General features: G+C 64.1%; 16 protein-coding genes. 12 read left to right on the top strand and 4 right to left on the bottom strand.

The features are described from left to right. The first annotated feature begins 8 nt into the window (after positions 1-8). The 3 genes from ACFSM5_RS21910 to ACFSM5_RS21920 are packed head-to-tail and all read left to right on the top strand — an operon-like array spanning position 9 to position 4,424. A complete protein-coding gene (locus ACFSM5_RS21910; RefSeq protein ID WP_379879055.1) occupies positions 9-2,399 on the top strand; it encodes a tetratricopeptide repeat protein in 2,391 nt (796 codons plus the stop codon). Between the two features lie 13 nt (positions 2,400-2,412). After that, positions 2,413-3,180, top strand: coding sequence for a WecB/TagA/CpsF family glycosyltransferase (locus ACFSM5_RS21915; protein ID WP_379879057.1), 768 nt, complete (start codon positions 2,413-2,415; stop codon positions 3,178-3,180). Then, positions 3,177-4,424, top strand: coding sequence for an MATE family efflux transporter (locus tag ACFSM5_RS21920; RefSeq protein WP_379879059.1), 1,248 nt, complete (start codon positions 3,177-3,179; stop codon positions 4,422-4,424). The genes ACFSM5_RS21915 and ACFSM5_RS21920 overlap by 4 nt, the downstream gene beginning before the upstream one ends. Here the strand turns inward: ACFSM5_RS21920 and ACFSM5_RS21925 are convergent. Next, a complete protein-coding gene (locus ACFSM5_RS21925) occupies positions 4,365-5,243 on the bottom strand; it encodes a glycosyltransferase family 2 protein (protein ID WP_379879061.1) in 879 nt (292 codons plus the stop codon). The genes ACFSM5_RS21920 and ACFSM5_RS21925 overlap by 60 nt on opposite strands. Positions 5,244-5,425: 182 nt before the next feature. Between ACFSM5_RS21925 and ACFSM5_RS21930 the strand changes: the two genes are divergently transcribed. The 9 genes from ACFSM5_RS21930 to ACFSM5_RS21970 all read left to right on the top strand — a co-directional run bounded on the left by ACFSM5_RS21930 (position 5,426) and on the right by ACFSM5_RS21970 (position 13,912). Then, positions 5,426-6,355, top strand: coding sequence for a glycosyltransferase family 2 protein (locus tag ACFSM5_RS21930; RefSeq protein WP_379879063.1), 930 nt, complete (start codon positions 5,426-5,428; stop codon positions 6,353-6,355). Continuing rightward, the gene (locus ACFSM5_RS21935; RefSeq protein ID WP_379879065.1) at positions 6,355-6,939 is read left to right on the top strand and encodes a WcaF family extracellular polysaccharide biosynthesis acetyltransferase; all 585 of its coding nucleotides are present in this window, start codon (positions 6,355-6,357) and stop codon (positions 6,937-6,939) included. The genes ACFSM5_RS21930 and ACFSM5_RS21935 overlap by 1 nt, the downstream gene beginning before the upstream one ends. Next, a complete protein-coding gene (locus ACFSM5_RS21940; protein WP_379879067.1) occupies positions 6,936-7,649 on the top strand; it encodes a YdcF family protein in 714 nt (237 codons plus the stop codon). Before ACFSM5_RS21935 ends, ACFSM5_RS21940 begins: the two co-directional genes overlap by 4 nt. 4 nt (positions 7,650-7,653) lie before the next feature. Then, positions 7,654-8,421 carry an SGNH/GDSL hydrolase family protein gene (locus tag ACFSM5_RS21945; protein ID WP_379879069.1) on the top strand — a complete coding sequence of 256 codons (768 nt, stop codon included), beginning with the start codon at positions 7,654-7,656 and terminating at the stop codon, positions 8,419-8,421. Continuing rightward, positions 8,418-9,743, top strand: a complete 1,326-nt coding sequence (locus tag ACFSM5_RS21950) for an O-antigen ligase family protein (protein WP_379879071.1) — start codon at positions 8,418-8,420, stop codon at positions 9,741-9,743. The genes ACFSM5_RS21945 and ACFSM5_RS21950 overlap by 4 nt, the downstream gene beginning before the upstream one ends. After that, a complete protein-coding gene (locus tag ACFSM5_RS21955; protein WP_379879073.1) occupies positions 9,740-10,876 on the top strand; it encodes a glycosyltransferase family 4 protein in 1,137 nt (378 codons plus the stop codon). The genes ACFSM5_RS21950 and ACFSM5_RS21955 overlap by 4 nt, the downstream gene beginning before the upstream one ends. After that, entirely contained in the window at positions 10,861-12,204 is a 1,344-nt protein-coding gene (locus ACFSM5_RS21960; protein ID WP_379879075.1) for a BNR-4 repeat-containing protein, read from the top strand. The genes ACFSM5_RS21955 and ACFSM5_RS21960 overlap by 16 nt, the downstream gene beginning before the upstream one ends. 16 nt (positions 12,205-12,220) lie before the next feature. After that, the gene (locus tag ACFSM5_RS21965; protein WP_379879077.1) at positions 12,221-13,474 is read left to right on the top strand and encodes an NAD(P)/FAD-dependent oxidoreductase; all 1,254 of its coding nucleotides are present in this window, start codon (positions 12,221-12,223) and stop codon (positions 13,472-13,474) included. Between the two features lie 75 nt (positions 13,475-13,549). Further along, entirely contained in the window at positions 13,550-13,912 is a 363-nt protein-coding gene (locus ACFSM5_RS21970) for a glyoxalase superfamily protein (RefSeq protein ID WP_379879079.1), read from the top strand. A 45-nt stretch (positions 13,913-13,957) separates the two neighbouring features. Here ACFSM5_RS21970 and ACFSM5_RS21975 read toward each other — a convergent pair whose 3' ends face one another. The 3 genes from ACFSM5_RS21975 to ACFSM5_RS21985 all read right to left on the bottom strand — a co-directional run bounded on the left by ACFSM5_RS21975 (position 13,958) and on the right by ACFSM5_RS21985 (position 15,876). Beyond that, the gene (locus tag ACFSM5_RS21975; RefSeq protein ID WP_379879081.1) at positions 13,958-14,626 is read right to left on the bottom strand and encodes a cytochrome b/b6 domain-containing protein; all 669 of its coding nucleotides are present in this window, start codon (positions 14,624-14,626) and stop codon (positions 13,958-13,960) included. A gap of 78 nt (positions 14,627-14,704) precedes the next feature. Further along, positions 14,705-14,914, bottom strand: a complete 210-nt coding sequence (locus tag ACFSM5_RS21980) for a hypothetical protein (RefSeq protein ID WP_379879083.1) — start codon at positions 14,912-14,914, stop codon at positions 14,705-14,707. Between the two features lie 110 nt (positions 14,915-15,024). After that, positions 15,025-15,876 (bottom strand): hypothetical protein, encoded by an 852-nt coding sequence (locus ACFSM5_RS21985; RefSeq protein ID WP_379879085.1) that lies wholly within the window; start codon positions 15,874-15,876, stop codon positions 15,025-15,027. Between the last annotated feature and the right edge of the window lie 258 nt (positions 15,877-16,134).

A 16,134-nucleotide genomic window follows, 5' to 3' on the forward strand; every position in this document is an offset into this window, starting at 1 on the left:
GACACTCCATGCGACGCTATCTTCTGGTTCTGACCGCCCTGACGCCGCTGGTGCTTGCCGCCTGCGACGGGGCGGAGGAGCGCGAGTCGAAATATCTTGGCCGGGGCAAGGACCTCTTCACCACGGGGGATTATGTCAAGGCGCGGCTGGAATTCCGCAATGCCCTGCAGATCAATCCAAAAGGGGTCGAGGGTCGCTATTACCTGGGGCTGATCGACGAAGCCCAGGGAGACCTGCGCAATGCCTTCGTGAATTTCACCAAGGTCGAACAGCAGGACCCCACCATGACCCCGGCCCAGATGAAGTTGGGGAATTATTATTTCGCCTCCAACGATATGGAGCAGGCGCAACGCCGCGCCGATGCGATCCTGGGGCGCGAGCCGGATAACGCCAACGCCCTGGCTCTGCGCGCCGCCATCCGTCTCCGTCTGGGTCAGGCCGGGCTGGCGGTCACCGATGCCAGCCGCGCGCTCGATCTGTCGCCGGGCAATGTCGGCGCGATCTCCGTCCTGACAGGCGTCAAGCTGCAGGAGGGCGATGTGGCGGCGGCTTTCATGCTGCTGGACGGCGGGCTGGCCGCCGATGGCGACAATATTGCCCTCCTGGAGCTCAAAGCCCGCCTGCAGGCTGACCAGAAGGATCGCAAGGCGGTTATCGAGACCTATCGCAAGATCCTGGAAAGCAAGCCAGGGTCGGTCTCCTACCGGGCTGAACTGGCGCGCCTGCTGATCGGTGGCGAGCAGTTCGATCTGGCCGAACAGGTGCTGCGCGAAGGGGTGACGGCGGCGCCAAACGATGGGCAGATGCATAATCTGCTGGTTGCCTTCCTCGCCCGCCATCACGGCCTGGAAGTGGCGGCAGCCGAGATGCGCGCCCGCATCGAGAAGGCCCCGGATGAGGCCGGGCTCTATTTCACGCTCGCCGACCTTTACGAACAGGCCGGGCGCCTGGACAAGGCCGAAGAGACGATCCAGGGTCTGTCCAATCGGGCCGGAACCAAACCGGCAGGCCTGACTGCGAAAGCCGCCCTCGCGCGCCTCGCCTCACTGCGCGGCAACGCCGATGTGGCCGACAAGCTGGTGGCCGAGGTGACGGCGGAGGATCCGCAGAACAGCGAGGCTCTGCTGGTGCGGGCTGGTATCCGCCTGAACCGGGGCGAGGCGCGCGACGCTGTCATCGATCTGCGCACCCTCCTGCGGAACAAGCCGACCCAGCGTGACGCCCTGGGCCTGCTGGCCGAAGCGCACTACCGCCTGGGCGAGCGGGATCTGGCCATCGATACGCTGAAACGTCAGGCGCAGCTGACGCCTGACAATGATGCCTTGCGCCTGCGCATTGCCTCCATGCTTCAAGAAGCTGGCTCCCCCGACGCCGCCCGCGATCTGGTGGCGGATATCGAGGCCCGTCGGGGTACCGACGCGCCGGTGCTGGGCGGCCTGACCCGCCTTGCCATTCAGCGCAAGGACTGGCCGGAAGCCGAGAAGCTGATTGCGCGCCTGGAAAAGGCGCCGGGCGGCGTTTATGAGCTGCACCGCAGCCGGGGCGATCTCTATGCCGCCCAGGACAAGCCAGCCGAGGCAATGGCGCAGTTCGCGGCCATCCTGCGCCCGAACCCCGACCAGCCCTATGACCCGCGCGCGGCCATGGCCTATGCCGAAACTGCGAAGCGTGCAGGCAAGGCCAGCGAGGCGGCGGCCACCCTCGATCAATTGGCGGGCGAGAAAGGCGAGGGGCTGCTCAGCCTGCTGTCCGGACGCCTGTTGCTGGTCGACAAGCGCATCCCCGAAGCCCAGGTCGCCTATGGCAAGGCCATCAAGAACAAGCCCGGACTGACCGAAGCCTATGTGGAACTGGCCGAAGGACTGGCACGGAACAAGCAGTTCGAACAGGCCCACACGCTGCTGAACGGTGGCCTCGACACGGCGGCGCGGCGCGAATCGCTGCTGCTGGCGCGGGCGCAGGTCGAACTGATGATGGGCAAGGCCGATTCGGCGATGGCGACTTACGAGGCCGTGCTGGCCAGGGCGCCCGGCAACGACAGCGCCGCCAATAATCTGGCAGCCCTGCTGGCCGACACCTATCCGACCGATACCCAGCGTCTCAACCGCGCCTTGCAGCTTGCCGAACGGTTCCGCTCGTCGGGCAATCCCGGCCATATCGACACCCTGGCCTGGGTGCAATATCGCCTGGGCCAGACCGAGCAGGCGGCAGAACTGCTCAACCGCATCGACGGCGCCAATCAGGACGATCCGACGATCCGCCTGCATTGGGCGGTGGTGAATGCACGGCGCGGCGATGCCGAACGGATCCGACCCGTGCTTTCCGCGTTGACCAAGGAAGACTTCCCCGGCCGCGCCGAAGCAGCCCGTCTGTTCGCGACGCTGGAAAACGGCGGTTAAGCAGGAGCATCCCATGACCTCGACCATCGATCTCTTTGGCTATCGCATCTCCTCCCAGCCTTTGGCCCCCACGGTGGCGGCCGCGCTGGAGGCTGTCGACGACAAGCGCACCTGCTCCTATCTCGCCTGCGCCAATCCCCATTCGGTGGTGGAGGCGGATCATGATCCGGCCTTTCGCCGCGCCCTGTGCGAGGCCGATATGCTGGTGCCGGATGGGGCGGGCATCGTGCTGGCGGCAAAGCTGCTGAAGCTGGCGCCGCTGGAACGGCTGGCAGGCCATGACGTCTTCACCGGCGTCATGTCTGCGCTGAACGCGCGGGGCCGGGGCCGCATCTTCTTCCTGGGCTCCACCCCCGCCGTGCTGGCGAAGATCCGCGCCCAGGTGGCCAAGGATTATCCGAACCTCAGCGTCGTCGGCGTCTATTCCCCGCCCTTCCGCGAGCGTTTCTCGGACGACGATAACGACGCCATGATCTCGGCCATCAACGACAGTGCGCCGGACGTGCTGTGGGTCGGCATGACTGCGCCCAAGCAGGAGAAATGGCTCCACGAGCATCGCGATCGGCTAGCGGTTCCCTTCGCGGGCGCCATCGGGGCGGTGTTCGACTTCTATGCCGGAACCAAGAAGCGGTCGCCGGAATGGTCGCAGAAGATGGGGCTGGAATGGCTGCCGCGCCTGATGCGGGAACCGCGTCGCCTCTGGCGCCGTAACTTCGTCTCCTCGCCGCTGTTTCTGGCCAAGGTCGCGGGGCAGATGGTCCGCTCGCCCGCCAGCCGATGAGCGCAGAAACCACGGCTGTTCTAGCCAAACCGCCGAGGCTGCGGACGGATCTTCTGTTCGGGCTGGCCGATCAGGCGGTGGTGAGCGGCGGCAATTTCGCGATTGGTGCCGCTCTTCTCTATACCGCCAGCAAGTCCGACTACGGCCATTATGGTCTCGGCTATACGACGATCCTGCTGGTGGCGGGATTGGCCGGGGCTGGCGTGCGCGCGCCCCTGACCAGCGGCATCCTGCATCGTCCCCAGGGCGAGCGCGCATCCTATGCCGCTGCCATGCTGATCCTTCAGCTTCTGTGCCTGCTGCCGGTGCTGGCGCTGGGGGGCGGGTTGCTGGCCTCACCCTGGAGTTTCTATGGCCTCGCCATCCTGGCCGGCTGCGGGGCCTGTATCCATGAATTCGCCCGTGCCCTGCTGCTGACCGAACGGGCGGCCGGAGTCTTCTGGGCGGACCTTGTGCAGGTGCTGCTCTGGGGCGCCCTCGTCATGGTCGGGCGGGACTATTTCCCCGTGCCGGAGGCGGCGGTGGGCGCCTATGGGCTGGCCGGTTTCCTGGTGGGGTCGGCAATTCTGCTGCAGCGGACCGGCTGGGCGGCGGGCTGGCGGGTGCGCCGGGAGGTCTGGCATGACGCGCGCCTGCATGGCGGCTGGGTTGCCCTGGGGGTGCTGGTGATCTTTGCCCAGAGCCATGGGTTTCTCTATCTGCTGGCCGCTTTTGCCGGGGCAGCGGCGGTGGCGGAGGTCAATGCCGCCCGCCTGCTGATGGCGCCGCTGGGTCTTGCCATCGGCGGGGTCGGCCGGGTGTTGGTGCCGCATTATACCCGCCTCGTCACCCGTGACGGGTTGGGGGCGGCCCGGCGTCTCGCGCGGAAAGTCGCCGTGTCCCTGGCGGTGCTGATTGCAGGATATGGCGCGGCGCTGGCGGCAGTGCTGACGAGCCCGCTGCAGACCTATCTGCCCCCTGGGTACGAGGGCATCGCGCTGCTGGTGTTGCTCTGGGGTCTGATCTTTATCGGTCAGGCGGCGCGGACCAATGTGGCGGCCCTGTTGCAGGCGGTGCAGCGCTATCGCGTGTTGACCCTGATGAACGCCTGGACGGCGGCGGCCAGCCTGGGGTCGGTGATCGCGGTGGCGGGTGAGCTTGGCCCGGCGGGTTGCCTCGCCGCCATCGCGATCTGCGAGATCCTGCTATGGCTGCTGCTGGTGTGGGCTCTGCGCCGTCCGGCTCCCCTTCAACAGACGCGATAGCGGGCTGAGCAGGCGGGTCCGCCAATAAGCGCGGCGGAAGCGACCCGCCCGTGCCTGGATGGCGCGGCGCAGATCCGGCGAGACGCTATCGCCGATGGTCTCGTGGAGCCGGTCCATCGCGCTGGCGACGAGGTGCAGGTTGCGGGCGCCGCCAGCGGTGGCCGAGACATGGCCGCGCCGGTAGCGATAGAAGGGCTCCGACAGGTAATAGGCCTTGGCTCCGGCGGCGAAGCAGCGGGCGTAGAGGTCGAAATCCTCGGCCATCCGCATGTCGGTGTCATAGCGCAGGCCATTATCGTCCAGGAAACTGCGGCGGATCATCGGCTTCAGATAGCCAAGCGACAGGCGTCCTGCCGGAAACCGCCGGTCGTCCAGCAGCCCGTCGAGGTTCAGCAGGATCGGCCCCTCGGCCTCGGCAAAGGCGATCTCGCCTTCATCGGTGGCCGGGTCCAGCACCAGGCGCTGATTATCGGCGACGAAATCGGCATCCAGCGATTTGGCGGCTTTCAGCAGATAGGCGAGGCGTCCGGGCGAGAAGGCATCATCGGCATCGAGCAGCGCGATCCAGGTGCCGCGCGCGGCATCCAGCCCGTCGTTGCGGGCTGCCGACGGGCCGCCATTGCGGCTGCGGCCGATGATGCGAACCCGGCTGTCGCCGTCGTACCGCGCCGTCAACTGCGCCAGGCTGTCATCCGGCGACGCATCGTCGATGACCAGCACCTCGACCGGGACATCCTGGGTCAAGGCGCTCTCGATGGCGAGAGGGGCGAGATCGGCGGCCTTATAGGCGCAGATAATAACGGAAACCTCTGGCTGCATGATGTCGCCTCCATCGTAAAAGAGTTCGCAAGAGCGTTTATCTCATATTCATAAAACGCAAACTTGACGAATTCAGGACACAATCAAAAGCGATATATAAATCTGTCGCCGTTGCCAAAAGTAAATTGGCGAATACTTGTGGTATTTCTGTTTTATTCCTGTGACAGGAATGGGAGCGCGATATGAGTCCGCATTCTGCTGTTGTCGATGTCTGTGTCGCGACCTTCCGCCGACCCGAGATGCTGCGGGCGCTGCTCGCCGGGTTACAAGCCCAGCGCCTGCCCCCGCACGCGACCGCGCGGCTGATCGTGATCGACAACGACAGCGCTGGATCGGCGCGCGAAGAGGTATTGGCGGCCGCCATCGCCGGTCCCTATCCCGTCACCTATGCCATCGAGAGCAAGCAGGGCATTTCCCATGCCCGCAATCATGCGCTGCGACTGGCGACCGGGACGCATCGCGCCTTCATCGATGATGACGAGGTTCCGGCGGTCGATTGGCTGTCCAGCCTGTTGGATGTGCAGGCGGCAAGTGGTGGCGACGCCGTTTTCGGTCCCGTGCTGCCGGATCTGCCTGTCGATGCCCCGGCCTGGGTGGCGGCGGGCGGTTTCTTCGACCGACCGCGCCATGTCACGGGGACGCGCCTGCCCCATGGGGCGACCAACAATTGCCTGATGACCGCCGGTGCCATCGAGAAGGCGGGCGGCGGCTTCAATCCGGACTATGCGCTGACCGGCGGCGAGGATACCGAGTTTTTCCTGCGCCTCAAGGCGGCGGGCGGGATTCTCGTCTGGTGTGACGAGGCCGTGGTGCGGGAAACGGTGCCGACAGACCGCGCCCGCCTGGGCTGGCTGCTGCGTCGCCATTTCCGGGGCGGCCAGACCTTCTCGCGCCTGACCGTGCCGCGTCTCAGCCCGATCGGTAAGGCCGGTTGGGCGGCCAAGCGACTGGCGATCCTGGGCGGGGCGACCGTGCTGGCGGCGCCGCTCTGGTTCGGCGGGCGCGTGGTCGGCACCAAGGGGCTGCTGGCGCTGGCGCGGCAGGCGGGTCAGCTGACGGCCTTCACCTTCCGCTTCCAGGAATATCGCACGCCGCGGTCGCGGGGTCTTTGATGCGCGACGGGACTGAGATGGAGACGCGGCGATATCAGCGCCTGGAGACGTTTCGCCCGGCGGATCGTGGCCGGTCGCGCTGGGTGGCGTTGCTCTGGCAGATGGTGCAGGCGCTGCTGCTGGCCCCCAGTCCGCACTTCTGCCACGGCTGGCGCCGGTTCTGGCTGCGGCTGTTCGGGGCGAAGATCGGCAAGGATGTGGTGATCCGTCCCTCGGCCAGTGTGCATTTCCCCTGGCGCCTGACGTTGGGCGACCGGGTGTGGATCGGCGACGAGGTCCGGCTTTATAGCCTGGGCGAGATTTCCATCGGTTCGGACAGTGTCATCTCGCAGCAGGCCTATCTCTGCGCCGGAACCCATGATCCCTCGGACCCGAGTTTCCCGACCCTGTTGCCGCCGATCCATATCGGGTCGGAGGTCTGGATCGGCGCCCGCGCCTTCATCGGTCCCGGCGCCAGTGTCGGCGATGGAGCGGTCGTCGGCGCGCTCTCCGGCGTTTTCAAACATCTCCCCGGCGGACGGATCTATCGCGGCAATCCCGCGCGCGACGCCGGAGCAAGGCCTACAGGTGCGTTTCGTGAATGAAGATCTTACTGCTGCCGCCCCTCGGGTTGGTGCTGGTTCTGGCTGCCCTGGCAATGGTCGGGGCGGGGTGGCGTCGTCGCTTGTTGGCTGTGGCCGTGACCTGTCTGATCTGCGCGCTGCATCTGCCGTTGGTGGCCGATGGCTTGGCGCGGATACCGGGAGTGCTGACCCCCGATTTTATCGAGAAGACTCCCGAAGCCATCATCGTACCGTCCGCCGGTTTCCAGGATGGGGAGCCGGTGCGCAGCATCGATGCACTTACCCTGGAGCGCTTGGCCAAGGCAGCCGAGTTGGCGCGCGCCACTGGATTGCCGGTGCTGGTCTCGGGCGGACAGGATGGGACGGAGGGGCCGTCCTTGGCCGATCTGATGGCCCAGCGGCTGATTTTCCAGTTCGAAGTGCCGGAGCCCTGGATCGAGGGGCGGTCGCTCAATACAGCGCAGAATGCGGAATTCAGCGCCCGGATGCTGAAGCTGCGGGGGATCGAGGCCGCTTATCTCGTCACCCAGGACTGGCACATGGCCCGGGCGCGCACCGCCTTTGCCGCGCAGGGACTATCGACGACACCCGCCGCGATCCTGACCGGCAGTATCTCGGCGCCGCTCGCCGCCCGGCTCACACCGTCGATTTCGGCGGCCGGGCGCTCGGCCTGGGCCATACACGAGATCGTGGGATTGCTCTGGTATCGGCTGACCTTGCCCGGTGTCTGACAGCATGAAGCGCCAGGGAAGTTTTAAAGCGTGGGTGCTGGGAAGCATCAGCGCCACGATCATCCTGGTTGGTGGCGCCATCACCTACGACCGCCGGTCCGTCGAACCCGAGCCTTTGTGCGAGGCGCCGCGACCGGTCACCGCTGATGCGGGCGATCTGCTGGTTGTCGTCGGCGACAGCTGGGCCAGTTGGGGCAAGCTCGACGATGGTCTGCGATCCGCTTTTGCCGAGGCGGGACGGCCTATCCTGGTGAAAAGCCACGGCTTCCCCGGCGAAACCTCCCGCAGCGTGCTGGAGCGTTTTGCCGGTCCCGGTGGTTTGGCGGCCCTGATGGCCAAGGAATATCCGGGTCGGCGGGTGACCTTGCTGGTGCTGGTCGGGATCAATGACGTCTTCAGCCACAGCGGCCCGATGAGCTATGCGACCCATACCGCCCGTTTCCTCGGCCTTGCAACCGGCTGCGGCGTTCGCGCGTTTGTGGTCGAAATCCCGCCGGTCGATTTTGGCGAGGTGGCGCCGCTCAGCCCCGGCGGCTTGCGGCGGACCTTCTATCGCTGGGTCATCGATGGCGGCAAGACGGATGCTGCTCCCTATCGGGCGGCTTTGCGGTCGATTGCGTCTCCCGGCGTACTGATCGATCCGGCGCCCTATGTCGATGCCCGCCGCAGTGCGCTCTACGACGGGCGGCATTTCACCGCCGCCGCCTATGACGAGTTCGGACATCAGCTGGGCGAGACCCTGCTGGCGCGCCTGACAGGAGAAGGCAAATGAGGGCAGTCATAGAGAAGGCAGGGAAGAAGCCTGCCGGGATCGTCTATTTCCTGCCGTTCCTGCTGGCGCTGATCGCGGCCATCGTGCCGCTGACGGCGGAAAAGACGGTGGATCTGGGCGGGGGCAGCGGCAGTCTGGACGATCCGACCCGCATGATGGTGTTCGGCACCGCCTACCTTTGGGGCGCCATCCTCTGCCTGATGCGCAGCGGCGACGCCATAGGTGTGCTGGGGCGCGCCAAGGGTGTGCTGCTGCTGATCCTGTTTGTCGCCGCCTCGGCCCTCTGGTCCAGCTTTCCGATGAAGGTGATCCTGGTCGCGATCCATTTGGTGGGGCTGCTGGCCACTACCATTGCGGCGGGTCTTTATATCGAGGCGCGGGGACGGTTTCCGTATCTCTTCTTCGCGGTCGCGCTTGGGGTGCTGCTGTTCCTGTCAGTCGCCATGGCGGTCTTCCTACCGGATCAAGGCATCCATAACGTCACCTATCGCTGGAAGGGGATCACCACGAACCCCAACCATCTGGGCATGGTGACGGTGTTGGCGGTCTGGGCGGCGCTGGCGAGTTTCTGGGATAGGCATGGCTGGTTCGGCAAGCTGCTGGCGCTGGGGGTGCTGGCGACGGCCTTCCTGACCCTGCGCGGATCGGGCAGCATGACCTCCACGGCGCTCTGCGGTCTGGTCATTCTGGGCGTGCCGGTGCTGGCCCACATGCGGAACAACAAGTCCGGTGTGCGCAAGGCCAAGCTGACCAGCGTCGTCTTCGTCGGCTTCCTCGGCATCATCGTGCTGCTGGCCGCCAAGCCGGAACTCTTCAGCCTTGCCGGTGTGGCAGGCGCTGCCGGGCGCGATCCGACCCTGACGGGCCGCACCGAGCTGTGGGACATCGCCCTCATGGCTTTTTCCGAAAAGCTGATGGTGGGCTGGAGCTTCGACAGTCTGGCCTCGGTTCTCTCCATCCACACCATGAAGTTCGGCCAGTTCCACAATGGCTTCATCGATCTGGGTGTGCGCGGTGGTCTGGTGGGGATCGCGCTGTTCCTGTTTTTCTGGCTGGAACTCACCTTCCGCCTGCTGCGCCGGTTCCGTGCCGACTGGCTCGATGCCAGCGCCTTCTTTGTGCTCTGCACGGTCGTTCTGATCTGGAACATGACCGAAAGCTCGTTCGTCCGCGAAACCCACGAGCTGTGGCAGATGCTGACCCTGGTTTCCATCGCGCTGGCCGCCCATGCCGCCAAGGCACCGGCGCCCGCCGCCCGCTATGCCCGGCCGCTCGCCGCGCAATCCCCCGTTAGCCGTCGTCCTATGGAGGTCGCCCTATGAGCAATCCCCGCAAACAGGTCCTGCTGGTTCAGCATCGCCTTTTCCAATATCGCGTGCCGTTGTTCGAGCGGATGCGGGAACTGGCCGAAGATCGCAATATCGATCTGCGCGTCATCCACGGGCAGCCGACCGATGCCGAACTGGTGCGCAAGGACCAGGGGCATCTCGACTGGGCCGATCAGGTCCGCAACCGCTATATCAGCCTGGGCGGCAGCGATCTCGTCTGGCAGCCGCTGCCCCAGGAACTGGCCAATCCCGACCTCTGCGTGATTCTGCAGCTCAATCGGGTGATCTCCAATTATCCCTGGCTGCTGCGCCGTAAGTTCGGCCGCACCAAGGTCGGCTATTGGGGGCATGGCGCCAATCTTCAGGCCGAGGATTCCGATAGTCTGCGCGAGCGCTGGAAACGGGCGCTCAGCCATCAGGTCGACCATTGGTTCGCCTATACCGATGCCACGGTCGATCTGCTGGTCGGGTCGGGCTATCCCGCCAATCAGATCACCGCCCTCAACAACGCCATCGACACCAACGGCTTCCGGGCTCAGTGCGATGCGGTCACGGTTGAGGAGATCGCCGATCTGCGGACCGAACTGCGGGTGCCCGACGGCGGGCATCTGGGTATCTTCTGCGGCTCGCTCTATGCCGAAAAGCGCCTGGATCTGCTGCTGGAGGCGGGCGATATCCTGGCCGAGCGTTTCCCCGGCTTCACGGTGGCGGTCGTCGGTGACGGTCCAGGCCGGGCGATGCTGGATGCGGCGGCAAAACCCTGGATGCGCACGGTCGGCGTGAAGTTCGGGGCCGAGAAGGCGCGCTACTTCCGGGCCGGATCGGTGATGCTCAATCCGGGCCTCGTCGGGCTGCATATCCTCGATAGTTTCTGCGCGGGCCTGCCGATGGTTTCCACCCGCAATGCCAAACATTCGCCCGAGATCGCCTACCTGCGCGATGGCGAGAACGGCATTCTGGCCGGAGACGGCGCTGAGGCCTATGCCGAGGCGGTGGCGCGCCTGCTGGCCGATGGCGAATTCCGCCAGCGTCTGGCAGCCCAGGCCCGCGCCGATGGTCGGGCTTATACCATCGAGGCGATGGCGGATAATTTCATGGGTGGGATCGACAGATGCCTCGCAGCCTGATCGCATCGGCCCTGGCTCTCGGGCTGGTGGCAGGTTCCGCTGCTGCCGCCGAAGCCGAGGCGGCGGGCGTGCAGGAGGTGATGGCGCCGGTCGCGGTGGCAGGCAATCTCAATGTCTTTGCCACCCAGGTCGCCTATGACAAGGGTACCATCTACACGGTGAATGTGGAGCCTGCCCAGGGCGTGGCCACCGGGATCAATCTGCGGACGGTGGTTCGCAAGGGGACACCGATTGCGGGCGATGGTTATCGCTGGACGTCGTCTGTCGTGGAATCGCGCACGATGGACGACAATTACCACACCCAGCCGTCCATCGCGGTCGACAAGGCGGGCTACATCCACATCGTCTACAACATGCATAATATGCCCTGGCAATATGTGGTCTCGACCAGGCCGGGCGATATAACCGAGTTCACCTTCCGGGGCGAACCTGTGGGGACCACGGTCCTGGGCCTTGTGAAATTCAAGAGCCAGACGCCTTTTCCCAGCCTGGGCAGCGCCGCCATCCCCGGCAACCAGATCACCTATCCGGCCTTCTTCAAGGATCGGAATGGCGAGCTATACGTCACCTATCGCCATGCGGTCCGGCCCAAGCGCCCGTTCAAGGAGCGGGAATATGCCTGCGGGATTGCCAAATATAACGCTGCGACCCAGCTCTGGAATCCGTTAGGCGGTAAGATCGCGGTCAGCGACGCTGATGCGGAACGGGCAGGGACCGTCACGGCCTTCTGTTCGCAGAGCGGCTGGTGGGGCTATCAGCCGCGCCTCTGGTTCGATAAGCAGAACCATATGCATGTCAGCTGGGCCTGGCGCCAGGGCAGCGCGGGCGGCGATTGCACGAACCTCAGCTATGCCGTCTCGACCGATGGCGGCCGGACGTTCAAACGTTCGGACGGTTCGGCCTATAGCCTGCCGATCAAGGTCTATGAGGGCGAAAGCGTCCTGCCCGACCGCAACACCAGGGTGGCCTGCCGCTCGAACCTCTCCGGCGACGCCACGGGTGCCAATCCCATGGTGTCCTTCCAGTATTTCGCCAAAGGCTTTGCCGCGACACCGCGGGTCAGGGGCGCCTGGGCCAAGCCCTTAGGCGCGCCCTATGGCGGCCAGATCGTCTCCAGCGATGAACAGGGCGGCCTTTGGGCCTTTGCGTCGAGCGGACGGGTCGCGACAGGGAGTTCGTTGTCGCGTGTTCCCTGGCGGCTGGTCACTCAAAGTGCGGGATATTGCGTGTCGAAAGTGCAACCTGTCCCTGAGCGCAAAGCATTCCTGGTACATACCCAAAGCTGCGATAATACCAAGGTCAAGCTCGTCTGGGTTCCTTGGTCCTGATAGCGAGGGGTAGCGTATGGCACGACGTCACCGGGTTGTGATCGTGGGCGCCGGTTTTGGCGGTCTGAGTGCGGCCAAGGCCCTGTCCGGAGCGGATATCGATGTTCTGGTGATCGACCGCCGCAACCATCATCTGTTTCAGCCGCTGCTGTATCAGGTCGCCTCCGCCGCGCTGTCGCCCGCCGATATCGCGGTGCCGATCCGCTCTATTCTGGCGGGGCAGAAAAACGTCACGGTCCTGCTGGGCAAGGTGACAGGGGTCGATACGGCGGCCAAGAGTGTGCAACTGGCGGACGGTCCAGTTCCCTATGACACGCTGATCCTGGGGACCGGCGCGCGGCACGCCTATTTTGGCCATCCCGAATGGGAAGCGGATGCACCCGGCCTCAAGACTCTGGGTGATGCCACGGCGATCCGCCATCGGCTGCTGGCAGCGTTCGAGCGGGCGGAAGCGACCGATGATCCTGCAGCGCGGCGACGCCTGATGACCGTGGCGGTGATCGGCGGCGGCCCTACCGGCGTTGAAATGGCGGGCGCGGTGGCAGAACTGGCGAAGACCACGCTGAAGGGCGAATTCCGCAAGATCGACCCGCGCGAAACCCGGATCCTGCTGGTCGAGGCTGGCCCGCGTATCCTGACCAGCTTCCCTGAAGCTCTGTCGGTGAAGGCCGCCAAGCAGTTGGCGCGGCTGGGGGTGGAAGTCCACCTCGGCACCCCCGTCAGCTTATGCGACGAAGACGGCATCGTGGTGGGGGAGGAGCGGATCCCGGCGGCCACGGTCATCTGGGGCGCAGGCGTGCAGGCCTCGCCGGTTGGCAAATGGCTGGGCGTCGAAACCGACCGGGCGGGCCGTGTGCCGGTTCAGGGCGATTTCAGTGTGGCGGGCCAGCCCGACATCTTTGTCGTCGGCGATGTCGCCACCTTGAAGGATCGCGACGGTACGTTGCTGCCCGGTGTTGCGCCTGCCGCCAAGCAGGCGGGCGCCTATGTCGCCGATGTGATCAAGGCACGTCTAGCCGGAAAATCCACCCCAAAACCATTTCGATATCGAAACTATGGCAATGTCGCCACAATCGGTCGGGGCGCGGCGGTGGCGGATTTTGGCTGGGCAAAGTTCAGCGGCATGATCGCCTGGTGGCTGTGGGGGATCGTCCACATCTTCTTCCTGATCGGCTTCCGCAACCGCATCGTGGTGGCGATCAACTGGCTCTGGTCCTATCTCACCTTCAAACGCGGCGCCCGCTTGATCACCGAGGATAAGACGCCTTAAGCTTTCTCTGGGCACCGTCCCTCCGGCCTGTTGCGGCACCGTCCGCTAGGGCGTTTCAAACTTACGAGTTGGACGATGACCGATCTTCGTTTCGGCCGGGTGGCCACCATGCTGCCGGTCAAGGACATGGCGCGGGCCTGTGCCTTCTATATCGACGTGCTGGGGTTCCAGAAGACCTTCGAGAACGGGAACCCCGTGGGCTTCATGATCCTGAAGAAGGATGCGGCGGAGCTGCATCTGACCCTCCAGCCCCAGCATACGGCCGCTCCCTTCAATGTCGCCCATATGATGGTCGGCGATGTCGATGGGATGCATGCCCTCTGCAAAGCCCATGGCTTGCGCATCATCAAGGGGCTGAAGGACCAGGAGTATGGTCTGCGGGCCTTTGTCTTCGAGGATCCGGACGGCAATCGCATTGATGTCGGGATGCCGATCTAGGGTCACTACTTTATCCCCGACATGCCCCGATCCTTCGGGGCATGTCTACCCCCAGACGAAGATCGACCGCACCACTCCAAAAGCGACGGCGAGGCAGATCAGGGCACGCCAGAGGGCGGGTGCGCGATCTTCAAGCGGGGTCAGGGTCGCTTCGTCGATGCCCTTCTTGCGGCCGGTCACCATGGCGCCGATCAGGTTCTGGCGTTTCCAGATCAGATAGGTGAAGACGGCCAGGATATGGGCCAGCACCGCGATCTCGATCACGGTGAAGTTCAGCCGGTGGATCCGGCCCATTAGTTTTGCAGTGGCTTCGCCGACCCGGTCATAGAGCGGCGCATCGAACAGCACGCCATCGCTCATGAAAAGCCCGGTCGTCGCCTGCAGGCCGATCAGCCCCAGCAGGGCGACCACCATCCAGCCGCCCGCCGCATTGTGACCGGCATCATGGGTCGGGTTCGGGCCGCGCAGCTCGTTCAGATGCTGGAAGGCGGCGCGGGGGTGTTTGATGAAATCGGTGAAGCGCGCATGGCGCCCGCCGACAAACCCCCAGAGGATGCGGAACAGCACCAGCGTCAGGATCGCCTGCCCGACGAGCGCATGACGCTCCAGGTTCTCCTGAATCTCGGCCGTGACCCAGGCCATGAGGATCAGAATCGCCAGCGCCCAGTGGAACAGGCGGGTGGGCAGATCCCAGACCAGCGGTGTCTTTTTCATATCGCGCCCTTCCTTATCTCTTTTGGCAAAGAGGTTCGCGATTTCAGCCGGTCAGATCAAGGGTTTGCTCTGACAGGATCACCCCGCCGCGCTACACAGATTGGCAAGGGCATAAAGGCTGATGGCGGTGATCGCCCAATTGACGAAAGTGAAGATCATCCCGGCATACATCCCGCCGTACCCCAGCAGCGGAGAGGCCACCGCCATGATGGCCGAGGCAACGGTCCCCATGGTGCAGAGACTGCGGGCGGTATGCAGGCGCTTGCGAAGCTGGAAATGCGGAGTCATGGGCTGCCTCTCATCTGCTCGGTTGATTGATCTATCAGATAGATCAATCGGGCAGATTTGTGGGTAGATCCATGAGTTAAATCGATGAGTCAGGAGGCGACGATTTGGCGTTAGTTTTTTGGGCCCGCCAGTTCTTCAATTCTGATGCCGTCAGGCAGGACGGTGCTCGACAAATCCAGCCCGTCCATCGTGATTGGAATGAATACGCTGACACCGGCCTCAGACCACGAAAGCTTCAAGGCTAAAGGGCGTTCTTGAATGGTCTTTTCAGATGACCAGCTTACGGTTGGGCTACCAGCTTTGCGCTCAACGAAACTGACGGTCCAGGACTCATCCCAATAACTTGTCATAGCTCGTACGACCTGTGGATCATCATGTGTCAGATGAAAGCGCCGAACCATTGAGCCATGCGCCAGGGTCATTATCCCCAGACTATTTATTGTGAACAGGTTCCCTTTTAGGTCGTCGTCGTCGGGGACGTGGAAGCCATAGATAAAGCTGCAATCACGAACGAAGGGCTGATCGTTGGGTTTTGAAGCGAGGCAGAATTTTTGGGGCCGAAGCATCGACTTCAGGAGTGGGAGACTCGTGTTGAGATCATGAACAAGCCACCACTTCAGATCCTCCCGTTCGAGGGTCGCGGTCATCCGGCAATTATAAAGATCGAAGTCCGCAGCAACGCCGTCTTGGAGCTCAATGGTGCGGGATGGTTGGGTCTCGTGCGGTCGGAAGATATCGAGGCGCAATAGTGCCTCTGATCCTTTCATCTGTTCGGTCCAGGTCTGTGTCGTTCTGGTTTTCAACAGCCATCGCTCTTTATTGCAGAAAGCAAAATCAAAGCGAGTGTTATCCAGGGTGAATCTATTGCCCTCTTGCATCGCCCGTGACGTTCCCTCAATGGATTGAGCGCTTGCCGTAGCGGAAAAACATAAGGCCACGGCAAGGCGAATTAGGAAGTGCATGGGTGCTCTCTTTGGGAGGTTTTTATCTTTGAGACACTATCGTGGATTGTGACGCATGGCGCGATACCAAAACAAAAACCCTCGGTGTTTCCACCGAGGGTCTCTGTTGCTTTGCGTTGGCCTACCGCCCTTCGGGCTACTTGAGGCCGTGTCGCTAGCTCTTTTAGGAAGCGATACCGCGCGGCGCGGTTAGAAGTCCATGCCGCCCATACCGCCCATGCCGCCGCCGGGCATGGCCGGACCGGCGTCTTTCTTCGG

Source organism: Lacibacterium aquatile (genome assembly GCF_042683105.1).
Lineage (GTDB): Bacteria > Pseudomonadota > Alphaproteobacteria > Elsterales > Elsteraceae > Lacibacterium > Lacibacterium aquatile.